This window comes from Curvibacter cyanobacteriorum (genome assembly GCF_028649475.1).
GTDB lineage: Bacteria > Pseudomonadota > Gammaproteobacteria > Burkholderiales > Burkholderiaceae_C > Curvibacter > Curvibacter cyanobacteriorum.
Window position 1 is genome coordinate 364661 of record NZ_JAQSIP010000002.1, and the last position, 13852, is coordinate 378512.

12 protein-coding genes are annotated in these 13852 nt (G+C 67.0%); 9 read left to right on the plus strand and 3 right to left on the minus strand.

Annotation, left to right across the window (positions count from 1 at the left end; translation table 11 throughout):
* Positions 1-47 precede the first annotated feature (47 nt).
* The 8 genes from PSQ40_RS05165 to PSQ40_RS05200 are packed head-to-tail and all read left to right on the plus strand — an operon-like array spanning position 48 to position 10400.
* Positions 48-1676: a pyridoxal phosphate-dependent decarboxylase family protein gene (locus tag PSQ40_RS05165; protein ID WP_273949291.1), complete on the plus strand. Its 1629-nt coding sequence runs from the start codon at positions 48-50 to the stop codon at positions 1674-1676.
* A gap of 25 nt (positions 1677-1701) precedes the next feature.
* On the plus strand, positions 1702-2508 hold the full coding sequence (locus PSQ40_RS05170; RefSeq protein WP_273949292.1) for a phytochelatin synthase family protein: 807 nt from the start codon (positions 1702-1704) through the stop codon (positions 2506-2508).
* A gap of 7 nt (positions 2509-2515) precedes the next feature.
* On the plus strand, positions 2516-3589 hold the full coding sequence (locus PSQ40_RS05175) for an RCC1 domain-containing protein (protein ID WP_273949293.1): 1074 nt from the start codon (positions 2516-2518) through the stop codon (positions 3587-3589).
* Positions 3590-3603: 14 nt separating this feature from the next.
* Complete coding sequence (locus PSQ40_RS05180; protein ID WP_273949294.1) at positions 3604-5286, plus strand: multicopper oxidase family protein; 1683 nt, start codon at positions 3604-3606, stop codon at positions 5284-5286.
* Entirely contained in the window at positions 5283-6608 is a 1326-nt protein-coding gene (locus PSQ40_RS05185) for a hypothetical protein (RefSeq protein ID WP_273949296.1), read from the plus strand. Before PSQ40_RS05180 ends, PSQ40_RS05185 begins: the two co-directional genes overlap by 4 nt.
* Positions 6608-7705, plus strand: coding sequence for a hypothetical protein (locus PSQ40_RS05190; protein ID WP_273949298.1), 1098 nt, complete (start codon positions 6608-6610; stop codon positions 7703-7705). The genes PSQ40_RS05185 and PSQ40_RS05190 overlap by 1 nt, the downstream gene beginning before the upstream one ends.
* A 47-nt stretch (positions 7706-7752) precedes the next feature.
* Complete coding sequence (locus tag PSQ40_RS05195) at positions 7753-9453, plus strand: SLC13 family permease (protein ID WP_273949300.1); 1701 nt, start codon at positions 7753-7755, stop codon at positions 9451-9453.
* Positions 9450-10400 carry a hypothetical protein gene (locus PSQ40_RS05200; RefSeq protein WP_273949302.1) on the plus strand — a complete coding sequence of 317 codons (951 nt, stop codon included), beginning with the start codon at positions 9450-9452 and terminating at the stop codon, positions 10398-10400. The genes PSQ40_RS05195 and PSQ40_RS05200 overlap by 4 nt, the downstream gene beginning before the upstream one ends.
* A 46-nt stretch (positions 10401-10446) precedes the next feature.
* On the opposite strand, the gene pcaC is transcribed toward PSQ40_RS05200, so the two are convergent.
* Together pcaC and PSQ40_RS05210 are read right to left on the minus strand one after the other, a co-directional pair.
* Positions 10447-10833: a 4-carboxymuconolactone decarboxylase gene (gene pcaC / locus PSQ40_RS05205; protein WP_273949918.1), complete on the minus strand. Its 387-nt coding sequence runs from the start codon at positions 10831-10833 to the stop codon at positions 10447-10449.
* A gap of 75 nt (positions 10834-10908) precedes the next feature.
* Positions 10909-12342 carry an FAD-binding oxidoreductase gene (locus PSQ40_RS05210; protein ID WP_273949304.1) on the minus strand — a complete coding sequence of 478 codons (1434 nt, stop codon included), beginning with the start codon at positions 12340-12342 and terminating at the stop codon, positions 10909-10911.
* 119 nt (positions 12343-12461) lie between these two features.
* On the opposite strand from PSQ40_RS05210, the gene PSQ40_RS05215 reads away from it, so the two are divergent.
* Entirely contained in the window at positions 12462-13382 is a 921-nt protein-coding gene (locus PSQ40_RS05215) for a LysR family transcriptional regulator (protein WP_273949306.1), read from the plus strand.
* On the opposite strand, the gene PSQ40_RS05220 is transcribed toward PSQ40_RS05215, so the two are convergent.
* A complete protein-coding gene (locus tag PSQ40_RS05220) occupies positions 13383-13850 on the minus strand; it encodes a DUF2069 domain-containing protein (protein ID WP_273949309.1) in 468 nt (155 codons plus the stop codon).
* Between the last annotated feature and the right edge of the window lie 2 nt (positions 13851-13852).

Sequence of the window (13852 nt, forward strand, 5' to 3'; positions counted from 1 at the left end):
CCCCGAGCCCCACTGCGTCGGCGGGGTCGGCCAAGTACCAACGCATCGTGCACCGCATTCGCGACAGCTTCCCGTCGCCGGTACGCTCGGCGAGCGCCGACAGCAGACTGTCCCGGCTGATGGCGTTTGCGATGTCCGAGTATGAGAAGCGCAAGTCCCATCGCACCTTCCTCGGCAGTCGTCGGGCGCTGGACTATGCCGGGGCGCGCCGCGAGCGTCTGGGTGATCCGCTCGGAGATGCCCGCAGCACGGTGCGCGAAACCGCGCGCTACCTGGAGGGGCAATACACCTGGAGCCACCCGAATGTGCACCGCCTGCACGGTTCGGCCACCTCGGTGTCCATCATCGGTCAGCTTTACGGCTCCATCATCGACCCCAACACAGTGTGGGACGACTTGTCCTACAAGGCGGCGGAGGCTGAGGTGCGCGTGTCCGCGATGTGCGCTGCGTTGGTGGGCTATGACGCCAACAAGGCCTTGGGCCTGTTCACCTTTGGTGGCACCGGCACCACCTTGTACGGGATCAAGGTCGGTGCTGAGATCGCGCAGCCCGGCTTGTTCAACGACGGGGTGCGCCAACCCTTGCGCGTCTTTGGATCGGACCTCGCGCATTACGCCAAGCTTAGCGCCTCCGCCTGGTTGGGGCTAGGGGCCCAGGCCGCCGTGTCGGTGCCCACTCGGGACGACAACTCGATGGACGTGGGGGCGCTCGAGAAAGCCCTGCGCCAGAGCATTGAGAAGGGCGAGCGCATTGCCGCCATCGTGGTGACCATGGGCACCACGGACGCTTTCGGCATTGATGACATTGCCGCGGTGCACGCCCTGCGTCAGCGTCTGGTGGAGGAGTACCGGCTCAATTACACGCCGCACCTGCATGCTGATGCGGTGATCGGCTGGGCCTACGCGGTGTTCAACGACTACGACTTCGCCGCCAACCCGCTGGAGATTCCGAGTGCGGCTGCCAGCTCGCTCGAAGCGGTGCGTCAGCGCATGCGTCACCTGCACCTGGCCGATTCGATGGGCATCGATTTTCACAAGAGCGGCTACACGCCTTACGCGTCCAGCCTGTTCCTGGCCCGCGATGCCCAGTTGCTCAACGCCATTCGGCGCGACAAGGTGGCCATGCCCTATCTGTTTCAGTTCGGCGAGTACGACCCAGGCATCTACACGCTCGAATGCTCTCGCTCGGGCGGGCCGGTGCTGGCGGCGTTGGCCAACCTGCTGATGTTCGGCAAAGACGGTTACCGTGGCCTGCTGAGTCACTGTGTCGAGATGTCTCAGCGCCTGCGCGAGCGCGCCCGCGACTTGCCCTGGCTGACGGTGCTCAACACCGACAACCACGGTGCAGTGGTGGTGGTACGCGTCTACCCCGACGGCGTGGCGGGTGACCAGACCTACCTGGCCGAGAAGGCCGACGTGGCCCAGCGCGACACCCTGGCGCGCCACAATGAATTCAACAAGGCGGTCTACACAGCCACCCGCGCCGCCGCCGAAAGTGGCGAAGGCCCGGTGTTCGTGCAGACCAGCCGCTACCGCAACACGGCGTATGGTGAGCCCGTGGTCGGGATCAAGGTGTTCACCTTGTCCGCCTTCACTGACCCCGCCGCAGTCGATGCCGCCATCGCGGCGCTGCAAGCTGCCCGCAAGAAAGTCTCGACGGCCTCGAAACGCACCTGATCGCTCTCATTTTCGTGAGGTTCCCTTGACCCTTTTGACCCCTTCCATCCGCTTGCCAAACTGGTCCCGCCTGCTGCGCCGAGGCGCCTGGGTGGCCAGCCTGGTGTTGCCGTTGGCGCTGATGTCGCTGCCCTCACAGGCCTTGGACGCGGCGCCAGCCGCCCCTTCCACGGCCGTGCAAGGCACCACGCTGCCGATCCCGAATCAGCTTTTTGCGCTGACCCACCCGATTGGGCAGCAGCGCTTGATCGAGAGCAGCTACCGCCAGGCCTACTTTCCGCTGGCGACCTATTTTGAAACCCAGCGCAACCAGGCCTATTGTTCGGTCGCGACCTCGGTGATGGCCTTGAACGCCCTGGGGGTCAGCCGTCCGGTCACGGCGCTCTACCCGGACTACCGCTTCTTCACTCAACAAGACTTCTTCGCCGGCGTGGACCCGCGCATCGCGCAGCCCGATGTGGTGGCGCGCGAGGGCATGACCCTCGAGCAACTGGGCAGCGTGCTGGCCTTTCAACCGGTGCGGGCCGAACTGGTGTTTGCTGACACCCTGAACGTTGCTCAGCTGCGTCAGCTGCTCATGAAGCATTTGCGCGAACAGGACCGCTTTGTGCTGTTCAACTTCAACCGCCGCATCCTGGGTGAAGCGGGTGGGGGCCACTGGTCGCCGCTGGCGGCTTACCACGAGGCCAGTGATTCAGCCCTGGTGATGGACGTGGCACGCTACAAGTACCCGCCCGTGTGGGTCCCCCTGGCTGACCTGCTGCGCAGCGCGCAAGACCACGACAGCGTGAGCGGCAAGGCCCGTGGACTGATTGTCTTGAGCGGGCGCTGACACCAAGATGGCGTTCATTCGAGACCTCGCCGCGGGCCGAGACCACAGCCTGGTGCTGGATGTGCAGGGGCGGTTGATGGCCTGGGGTGGGGACGGCACCGGGCGCTTGCCGTCGCCGGCTGGCATTTGTGCCGCGCCGCCAGCTGTGGCCTCGCCCATTCCGGTGCACACCCCCTTGCCTCTGCTGCAGGTGAGCGCCAGTGGCAGCGCCAGTCTGGGGCTGGACGCGCAGGGGCGGCCTTATTTGTGGGGGGCCAACCGGGCTGGTTTGGGGGGGTACTCGATGCACATCGTGCACGAACGACCCGAACCGCTCAAAGGCCTGCCGCCGCTGGCACAGCTGCATGGCAGCGAATTCTTGTCCCTCGCGCTGGCGCGCGATGGGCGCTTGTTTGCATGGGGCCTGGTCAATCACCCGAGCCAGGTAAGCAACGACCCCCCGGCCTTGTTTGACGGTTGGCCGGCGCTGGTGCAGTGCGTGGCGGGCGGCGCTCACGTGTTGGGCATCGACGCGGCGCGCCGCCTGTGGGGTTGGGGCGCCAATGCCGCAGGGCAATTGGCCCAGGGCCATCTGCGAGACACGGTGCAACCCGTTCGCATCCAGGGGCTGGGCCGGGTGGCGGTCGCGGCCGCTGGGGCCAGCCACAGCTTGGCCATTGACACCCTCGGGGCGGTATGGGCCTGGGGTAGCAACCAACATGGGCAATTGGGTCGCCACGAGCCTCCCTACAGCGACCGGCCTCAGCGTGTGGCCTTGCCCGAGAAGGCGCTCAAAGTCAGTGCGGGGATGTATGTGTCCTATGCCCTGGGCGCCTCTGGTCAGTTGTACGCTTGGGGCTGGAACGCTCGCGGTCAGTTGGGCCAGGGTGACCTGCTGCCACACGGGGGTATTTGCCGCGTCGCCCTGCCAGGCCGTATCCGGCATTTGGTGTCTGGCCAGGGGCATGTGTTGGCCAGCGATGGCACCCAGGTCTGGGCCTGGGGCGACAACACCAGCGGCCAACTGGGTCGCGAAGGTGGGCACAGTGGCGTGCCCCAACGTTTGTTTTTCGGCGATGCCGCGCCGTCCCTGCCCACCTGAACCCGAGCCTTGCCATGACCTCCAGTGCCTCCCGCCGAGACTTTCTCAACGTCAGCTGGCAACTCAGCGCCGGTGCCGTGGTCGCCCCGGTGTTGTCGGCCTGCGGGGGAGGGCAGTCGACCCCCGAGACCTTTGTCGAACCGCTGCGAATCCAGTCGGTCAACGGGGTTTTGGACTACACCCTGCGCATGGCTTACGCCGATTTGCAAATCGATGGCAAGCCGGTGCACCTGCGCACTTACAACGCAATGATCCCGGCACCGACCTTGCAACTGCGCGCTGGCGAAGTGTTGCGCTTGCGGGTGCAGAACGACCTGCCGTCCAACCCGGCGAGCACCGAGCCCGTGACGCATTTGCGCTACATGAACAGCGCCAATTTACACACCCACGGCTTGCATGTGTCGCCCAGGATGCTGGCGCCTGGCTTGTATGGCGACTATGTGGTGGACGACCCCAATTCAGCCGTGCAGCCCGGCACTTCGCGGCAGCACGAGTACGCGATTGCCAGCGACCACCCGATTGGCACCTCCTGGTACCACCCGCACTTGCATGGTTCGACCGCCATCCAAGTGGGCAGCGGCATGGCTGGCGCGATCCTGATCATGGGCGACCTCGACCAAGTGCCCGAGATCGCTGCGGCGCGTGATCGGGTGATGGTCTTTCAGGCCCCGGTCTTTGATGCGCAAGGTCGGCTGGAGAGCTTCTCACAGGTGACTTCCCCCACGGCGGAGCCCCCCTTCCTCATCAACGGCGTGCGCCGACCGCGTCTTGTGCTGAGGCCCGGCGAGGTACAACGCTGGCGCCTGGTCAATGCCGGTATTGCCAACTACCTCAACCTCGCCCTCGATGGCCACAGCTTGCAACTGATCGCACTCGACTCCTGTCCGCGCCGACGTCCAAAGGCCTATCCGGCCGAGGCCGAGACGGGTCTGGTCTTGGCGCCGGGCAACCGCGCCGATGTGCTCATCCAGGCCGGGGCACCAGGGCGCTATCAGTTGCGAACGAAGGCGTATGACATGGGTTTTCCCAGTCCGCTGGCGGCCGACATCCTGGCGGAGGTCGTGGTCGAGGGGGAGCCCCTGAACATGCGCCTGCCTGCCGGTGACTTGCCAGTGTCGTCCATGCTTGATCCGATCACCGATGCCGAGTTGGCCGCCAAGGGCGGCCTGCGCCGCAAGGTGGTGTTGCGCTCGGTGTTCAATGACAACGGTGACCCGCTCACCATGGCGCCGGCGGCCGATGTGCTGGACCAACCCGGCAGCGAGCTGTCGCAATGGCAATACCAGACCGATGGCACCTTCTTTTCGGACACCGCCTTCACGGTGGGCACAGGCAATGGCTTGGCCTCGACTTCCCCCGCCATGCCGCAGCGCTTTGCGCCATTCCAGTCGCACCGGGCCACGCGCCAGACCGTCGCGCTGGACAGCGTGGAGGAATGGACCGTTTACAACATGAATGCGGTACAGCACCCGTTTCACATCCACATCAACCCGTTCCAGGTCGTCAAGGTCAACGGCCTGCCGGTCGAGCCCTATTGGGCCGACACCATCGGTCTGCCCCGCGGGGGCACGGCCCAGGTGCCGACGTCCGTGACTTTTCGCACCCGCTTCACGGACTTCACAGGCTTGTATGTCATGCACTGCCACATCCTGGCCCACGAAGACATGGGGATGATGCAGCTCGTTGAGGTGACGTGACGCGGAGCACCGAGGTTGATGCGCTGGCGACCGAGCGGCCGTTCCCCGACAGGGCCGGCCTCGCGGTGGTGGTGGCCTGCGCCGGGGTCGCGCTGGTGGCGCCCTGGGCCGGCTGGGGCCCGGCTCAACTGCTGGCGCCCGCACTGCTCTTGGCCTTGCTGGCGGGGCTGTGGGCTCTGCCGGGCACGCCGATCTTGTTTCCGCCACTGCTGGTGCTGTTGCTGCTGAGCCTGTTCGATCTGGTGCCGCCAGAGGGTCTGATCCGCGCCGCTTCGGGCGATGCGGCGCTGTGGGCCCTGGGGTCGTTGGTGTTGTCGCTGGCGGCACGGCAGAGTGGTTTGCTGGGGCGCTTGTTCGCGGCTGCGGCGGCCCCGGGGCGTCTGACTCGGCTGTCGGTGGTGTGGCTGGCGCTGGCGCTGGCGCTGCTGCCGTCGCCTCTCCAGGCGGCCCGTTGGAGTCAGAGCTTTCAGGCCGTTTCGCCACGGTCGGCGCGCGCTCGCGAGGAGCTGCTGCGCGCCGCCCGTTTGCTGGCCCGACTGGCCTGGTTGCCAGCCCACCCGGCCAGCCTGGTGGCCATTGGCCTGTTACCCGCAGAAGGCCTGGACCGATACGTGGCCATGCACTGGCTGCTGCCAGTTTGGCCGCTGTTGGTTCTGGCCCTGCTGCAGGGGCTGCTGGCGCCATGGTGGCTGGACCGATCGTTCACTTCAGCCGCCCCCCCGACAACAGGCCGCGCCACCGGGCCGGCAATGGCCCCCGCGGCGACCGACGAGCGACTGGCCATGTACGGCGTGGCTGGGATCGGCTTGAGCTTGATGTTGATGACGCTGCTGCAGCCCTTTCACGGGCTGGCGCCGGGGCAAATGGCCTTGTTTGGCTTGGTCATGTTGTTTGCGCTCCAGTGGGTGCCTCAAGGCCGCTTTCACCCCGCGGTGGACTGGTCCGTGTTGGTCGCGGTGGGCCTGCTGCCGGGCCTGATTTCAGCCCTGGCGGTCCCCTTGCCGCAGGCCACAGCGTCTTGGCCTCTTGGGGCCCTCGCGCTGCCGCTGTTGTTGCTTCTGCGGCTCTGTTTTCCGCCGCTGGCCGCCGCGAGCTTGGCTTTCGCCTTGGTGTTGCCCTGGACCGCGCACCTCAACGCTGATTTGCTCAGCACGGCTTTGCCGGTGTTGGTGGCGCTGCACATCGCCGACCTGTTGCTGGTGAGCTCAGACAATGGGGACCGCCGTGCCAATTGGCGCAGCCTTGGACTGGCCTTCAAGTCGGGCCGCACCTGGCTGTGGGTACCAGCCTACTACCTTTGGCTGGGCTGGTGGAACCCATGATGACCCCCGACCCCTCTCTCGGCGCGGCGCGGTGGACGCGGCCTCTGTTGCTGGGAGCCCTGGTTCTCCTGGCTGGCTGCCTGTTGTGGCAGGGCTCGCGCCGACCCGCCGTGCTGGTGGTACACAGCCAGAGCGAGGGCCTGCCCTGGACCCAGGGGGTGAATGCGGGCTTGGATGCTGTGTTGGCGACCCGCAAGGATGTGCGCCTGCAACGCTTGTACCTGAACGCACACGCCACCGAACAGTTGGATGGCCGTGTCAGGACGGCGCATGGTTTCATCCGCCGTTGGCAGCCTGATGCACTGGTCACCGTGGACGACGTGGCCCAGTCCACTGTGGGCGTCCACTACCTGGGCCAACCTTCCCCATGGTTGGTTTACAGCGGCATCGAGGATGCAGAGCGGTCCCTGGCGGCCAGCGGTGCGCCCAATGTCAGTGGCATTGGCGAACGCACGCCCTGGTCCGTGGTTGAGCGCACCCTGCTGCACCTGGCTGAACCCAAGGGAGCGGGCGGTGCGTCCGGGCTGGGCCCTCAGGCCCAGCGCAAGCGCTGGCGTGTGGCTTTGATCAACGATGGCGGGGCCGCCTCGACCGAGGAGGCGCAGGGTTTTATCCAGCACCCCTGGAGCCTCGCCAAGCCGGTCGGGGTCTGGCGCTGCCACAGCCCGGCGCAGTGGGCGGCCGCGCTGCGCGAGATCGCACACCGCGCGGACCTGGTGGTGGTCGGCGACTACCGGGCCATGCCGCCCCCTGCCGATGCACCCGCCCTGACCTGGTCGCGTGACTTGGTGACGCAGGCGTTGGCCGAGTTGTCGCAGCCCATGGTGGCACTGTCGTATTACGCTGTGCGCGATGGCGTCCCGGTGGGGGTCCTGCCGTCGCCGATGGAGCAGGGCGCGGTGGCCGCACGGCATGCCCTTCAGGCTTTCTCAGTCCGGGCGGGGGCCATTGAGCCGTCGCCCAGGCACGCCCAGACCACGGAGTTCGCCCTGGTCATCAATCCCGAGTCGCTGGCCCAGCGTCGGCTGACCGTGGGCGGGGTTGAGGCCCACTACGCCCGCCTGTCCAGCCGCCTCCTGAGGAGCTCCCCTCCGTGACGGCCCCACTGCAAGCGCACCCGTTTTGGCGCAGTCTTGACCCCTCCATGCGGCGCCTGCTGGCGCTCGGCCTGCAGCCACTGCGCTGGACCAACCTGCATGAATTGCAGCAGCTCAGTGCGGGGCAGTTGGTGATTGGTTACTCCGAGCAGGGCGAGGTGCTGACCTTGAACGCCGCGTCGTGCTTGGCGCCAAGCATCGAGGCCCCCGTGGCCGCCCCGCCGGACGGTTCTGGTCAGGGCTGGCTGTTGCCTCGGGCGCTGTTGTGCCCCTTGCTTGAGGGGCAGGAGGCCAGTCAAAGTCTGTTGAGGCAGGCCTGTGTCCGTCCCAGTGTGCCTCCCCAGGCCGACCCGACCGTGGCAGATGGCGGGGTGAGCGCACTGCGCCCGGCCTTTGTCGGCGGTTGGTTGCTGGCCGTGGCCTTCCCATTGCTCACCTCATGGTGGTTGGGGCATGCACCGGTCTTGCATGCCTCGTTGGCACAGTGGCTTCATTTTTTGGCTGCCTTGGCCTCGGGGTTGTGCGTTTGGGTGCTCAACTTGGCTCCGCCATTTGTCGGCGCCATGATGGCCATGTTGTTGATGGTGCTGGGCAGTGGTATGCCCCCCGAGCTGGCCTTTTCGGGCTTGGCCAGTGCCAGTTTTTACTTGCTCCTGGGCATGCTCGGGGTCAGCGTCGCGGTGCAGCAAAGCGGTCTGGTGGAGCGGCTGATGGGGGCGGTGCTGCGGTACTTTCCGGGGGGCGCGCGCACGGTACAGATCAGCGTGGTGATGATTGGGGTGCTGATGTCTGTGTTCATCCCCAGCTCCTCAGGCCGTCTGCAACTGTTGGCACCCATGGTCAGCGCCTTCGCGCGGGTGGGACATCGGTCGGCGCTGGCCCTGGCGGGCCTGTCGGGGACCACGCTGTTTTCGACGGCTTTTCTGCTGGGCAACGCGGGCAACTTCATCGTGCTGGGGCTGCTGCCCGCGCACTGGCAACCGCATGTCAATTGGCTGATGTGGTTCAAGGGGTCTGCTGTTTACGTGGCCGTGCTCGGTCTTTGGTTGGCATTGAGCTTGTGGTGGTGCCCTCTGGCCGAAGCCGAGGCCAGTGCACCGGCCTCGGCTGGCGCGCGACCGTTTTCATTCAATGAGGGCACGGTCGCCTTGGCGCTGGCATGCCTGACTTTGGGCTTGGGGCTGGGGAATGTTCACCACATCGAAACTGCCTGGCTCACGCTGTTTGTGTTCTTGCTGCTCTGGGCCACCGGGGTGTTGCGCTGGTCTGGCTTGCAGGGCGCCATCCACTGGCCCATCCTGATCTACCTGGTTTGCACGGTGGGTTTTGCCCGTGGCTTCGCCTTCACTGGCCTCAATGACTGGATCGGTGCCCACCTAGGGGGGCTGACTGCCCTGATGCGCAGCGGACAGTCTGAGTTTTTATGTTTGCTCATCGGCATTGTTTTGCTGATGCGACTGCTCCTGCCCGCCGTGGTGTGCGTGACCACCATCTGCGCCGTGATGATGCCGCTGGCCGATGCTTTTGGACTCAATCCCTGGGTGATTGGCTTTGTCGTGTTGACCACTTGCGAGGTCTGGTTCATGCCGCACCAGAGCACCGATTACCTGCTGTTCCGCGAGTCCACCGGTCTGAGTGAGGCGGAGCGAACCCAGCTGTTGCGGCGCAACTTGTTCCTGCAAGGGGGACGCTTGCTGGCGCTGTCCTTGTCGATCCCTTACTGGCGTTTTTTGGGGTACGTGCAATGACCCACCCTGGCCGCCTGGGTTGGTTGTCGGTGTTCTTGCTGCTGGCCGTGGCGGCGGTGTGGGTCAATGCCAGCAGCCGGCGCATCTTCATCCTGCACGAAGGGCGCGCGGAGCAGCCGACCTCGCGTGCGTTCTTCGCTGGATCTGAGCGGGTGCTGGGGCGGCTGTCCCACCTCAAGGCCCGCCATCAGTATTTGGGAGCTGACGCTGATGCCTGTCGCCAAGCCTGGACGCAGTTGCAGGCCTTTCAGCCCGACGCGGTGATCGTCGAGGGCGCCCAAGCTCAGGAATGTCTCAGCGACCGCTTGCGGGGACCTGCGTACGCCCAAGTGCGGCTGGTGCAGGCGTCCGCGACAGGCGCAGCGGCGCATGGCCGGGCCGCCTTCATCGCGTCCTGGGCCACCTTGTTGGGTGAATTGTCGTCAGGCCAGGGGCCGGTCATGCTGCTTCATGGCGGCGATCCTGCCGGCTTGGCGGAACGCGATTTACTGACCCTGGCGGTCGCCCAGGCCGGTTTGGACGTGCAGTGGGTCGACGTGTCGACGGCCTCCTCCGCGGGGCGGCCACTGGTCTGGCCCGAGGCCCTGCAGGGGCCCATCAGCAACGTTGTGGTGCTGGGGCAGAGCGTGGGCTGGGGGGCACCGCAGGGTACGGAGCAAGCGCTGAGGGCTTTGGTCGGGGTTCTGCGCCAAGCCAGTCCACATCCCATTTTGGCGACCCGTTTGGACCGCGTGTTTTGGGGCGTCGACATGGCGTTGGACGAGTCGCCTGAGCAGCGGGGCGAGCAAATGGCCTTGAACGCCTGGCGTGGCGACCGGACGGACCCTCTGCCGCCGCTGGAGATGGCAGTGGCCTTGCGCGCCGAGTTTGCCGAGCGCCGCGCCAGCAGCCTGCCCTCGATCTACCGGGCCAGCGCGCGGCTGGCGGGGTTCTGGGCCCCTCCTTGAGCCCAGCGACCCAGCGAGTCCATGGGCCGTCTGCCCCCACGTGGCCTCAGTCCTTGGCGGCGTCCACTTCCTTGAACACGTCCTTGGCGGTGCGGAAGCTGTCGATGGCGGCGGGTGCGCCGCAGTACACGGCGGTCTGCAGGAACACCTCCTGGATCTCCTCGCGGGTGACGCCGTTGTTGAGCGCGCCGCGCAGGTGCAGCTTGAGTTCATGCGGGCGGTTCAGCGCGGTCAGCATGGCGAGGTTGAGCAGGCTGCGGGTGCGTCGGTCCAGGCCGGGCCGGTTCCAGATCTCGCCCCAGGCGTACTGGGTGACCAGCTCCTGCATCGGCATGTTGAAGGCATCGGCATTGGCGATGGCGGCGTCGACGTAGTCGGCGCCCAGCACTTCGCGGCGGGTCTTGAGTCCCGCATCAAAAAGGTCTTGGTTCAGGGCCACAGGGGTTCCTTGCAGGGGTGACAACAGGGGGGGCTGTGCCGGTGTGCTGCGGGCATCACGCGGGCGGGCTCAGACCTCGACCACCCGGCCGGGGTTCATGAGGTTGTGCGGGTCCAGCGCGCGCTTGATGGCGCGCATCAGGTCCAGCGCCACCGGCGACTTGTAGTGTGGCAGCTTGTCCCGCTTCAGTGAACCCACGCCGTGCTCGGCCGAGATCGAGCCCGCGTAGCGGCTGACCTGGTCATAGACCAGGGTGTTGACGCGGTCCTCTTGCTCGCGCAGGAAGGCCTTGGCATCGCCGTCGGCCGGGGCCTGCACGTTGTAGTGCAGGTTGCCGTCGCCCAGGTGGCCAAAGTTGACCAGGCGCACGCCCGGGATCTCGCGCTGCAGCAGGGCATCGGTCTCGGCGCAGAAGGCCGGGATGCGCGACACCGGGATGCTGATGTCGTGCTTGATGTTGAGCCCTTCTTCGGCCTGGGCCAGCGGGATGCTCTCGCGCACATGCCACAGCTGGTGGGCCTGGCTGAGGTTCTCCGCCACCACCGCGTCTTGCACGCAGCCCTGCTCGAAAGCGGTTTCGAGCAGTTTTTCGAAGCGTTCGCGAGCGTGGGCTTCGGACTCGCTGTCCGAGTTCTCCAGCAGCACGCCATAAGGCGCGTTGTCCTGGCCCAGGAAGGGCACGCGCAACTGCGGCATGTGCTTGCCCACCAGGCTCAGCGCGAACTGACCCATCACCTCAAAGCCGGTCAGCCCTGCGCCCAGGTGCTGGTGTGCCAGGCCCAGCAGGGTGACGGCGTCGTCGAGCGAGGCCACGGCGGCCCAGGCGGTCAGGGTGGCCGCGGGCTTGGGGTAGAGCTTGAGTGTGGCCGCGGTGATGATGCCCAGCGTGCCCTCGCTGCCGATGAACAGATCGCGCAGATCGTAGCCCGTGTTGTCCTTGCGCAGGCCACTGAGGCCGTCCCAGACCTCGCCCTGGGCGGTGACGACTTCCAGACCCAGGCACAGCTCGCGCGTGTTGCCGTAGCGCAGCACCTGGGTGCCCCCGGCGTTGGTGCCGAGGTTGCCGCCGATGGTGCAGCTGCCCTCGGCCGCCAGGCTCAAGGGGAACAGGTAACCGGCCTGGTCGGCCACGTCCTGCAGGTTTTGCAGCACGCAGCCGGCTTCGACGGTCAGGGTCAGGTTGTCGGGGTCGAGGCGACGCACCGCGTTCATGCGCGTCAGGCTCAGCACCACCTGGCGGCCCGAGTCGTCGGGGATCGAGCCCACGGCCAGGCCGGTGTTGCCCCCCTGCGGCACGATGGGGGTGCCCGCGGCGACACAGGCCTTGACCACGGCCGCCACCTCGGCGGTGTTGGCGGGGCGCACCACCGCGAGTGCGCGGCCGCGCGAGCGGCGACGCCAGTCTTGTTCCCAGGCGCTCAGGTCGGTGGCGGGGTCGTCGTGGGTCAGCACCTGGGTGGTGCCGACGATGGCTTGGAGTTGGGCTATCAGGGCAGTGGTCATGGTTCTTGTGAAGGGGCAGGGTGCGCCGGAGCGGTCAAACAGACGGGCTAGCTTAGCCGCCGTTTAAACTGAAGACAAATCGAATAATTTTGAGGTTTATGCCGAATTTTCCGAATAACGTGAGCCTGCGCCAACTGCGTGCCTTTGCCGAGGTGGCCGAGTGCGCATCCTTCGCGGCGGCGGCGCGGCGGCTGTTCATCACGCAGTCGGCCTTGTCGGAGTCGATTCGCCTGCTCGAGGAGGCCGTGGGTTTGCGCCTGCTGGACCGCACCACCCGCTCGGTGGCGCTGACCGCCGCGGGGACGGTGTTCCTGGAAGAAGTGCAGCAGGCCCTGGCCACTTTGGCCCAAGGCATGCGGCGCATGGACGACCTGGCCTCGCTGCAAGGCGGCGAGGTGCGGGTGGTGGCCGCCCCCTCGGTGCTGGCGGCGCTGGTCATGCCCTGCCTGCCCGCGTTGCGGGCCCGCTACCCGGGCTTGAAGGTGCTGTTGCACGAGGACGGCGGCGCAGCGGTGCTGCGCGCGGTGCGCGAGGGGCAGGCCGACTTTGGGGTTGGCGGTTGGCACGCCAGCGCGCTCAACCTGGACGCCGAGGCCCTGTTGCGTGACCGCATGGGCTGGCTGGCCCGACCCGACGACCCGTTGTTGGCCCGGCCTGGGCTGAGCGCGGCCGACCTGGCGGGGCAGCCCTTGGTGGGCTACACCACCGACACGGCCATCCACGCCTTGTTGAGTGCCGAGCCCAGCCTGCCCGAGTCGGTGCTGGCGCCGGCCTTGCGGGTGTCCAACACGGTGCTGCTGCAGCAGGCGATTGCCTTGGGTTTGGGGGGCGCGGTGGTGCCGGCCTTGATTGCCCGCCACCCGCTGCTGCAAGGGCTGGGTTTTCGGCCCCTGGCAGCGCCGTTGATCGAGCGCCAGGTGATGGTGTTTCAGCGCCCTCGGCGCTCGCTGTCGCCGGCTGCCGAGGTGTTCAAGGCCGCCATCGTGGCGCAGGCCCGTACCCTGCAGGGGCAGCCTGGCATCGAGGCGGTGGCCCGCTGATCAGGCCGCCGGTGGCGCCCCGGGGCTGGCCGCGGCAGCCGTCTGGCTGGCGGCCAATTCGCGTGCGTGGCGCAGGCGCAGGCGCACATGCAGGGCACAGGCGGCAAACAGGCTCAGGCACAGCAGCACTTCGAGCAGGGCCAGCGCATTGCTTGGAAAACGGTCGCCGTAGGCGCGCACCACGCCCTCGGTGAAGTACAGCCAGACCAGCAGGCTGACCCAGCGGTAGGTGTACATGCGGTTCTTCAGCAGACCGGCCAGGGGGATGCACAGCGGCAGCACCTTGAGCGCCAGCAGCGAGCCGCCGGGGCGCACGGGGGCCAGCACCAGTTCCCAGGCCAGGCCCAGCACAATCAGACCGATCAGGCTGCCCACCGCCAACCAGCGGCTGCGTTGGACCGCGGGGTGGGTGGCCGGCAGCTGGAAGGCGGCATCGGGGCTGGGGGAAGGTGGCGTGGGCAGTGTCATGG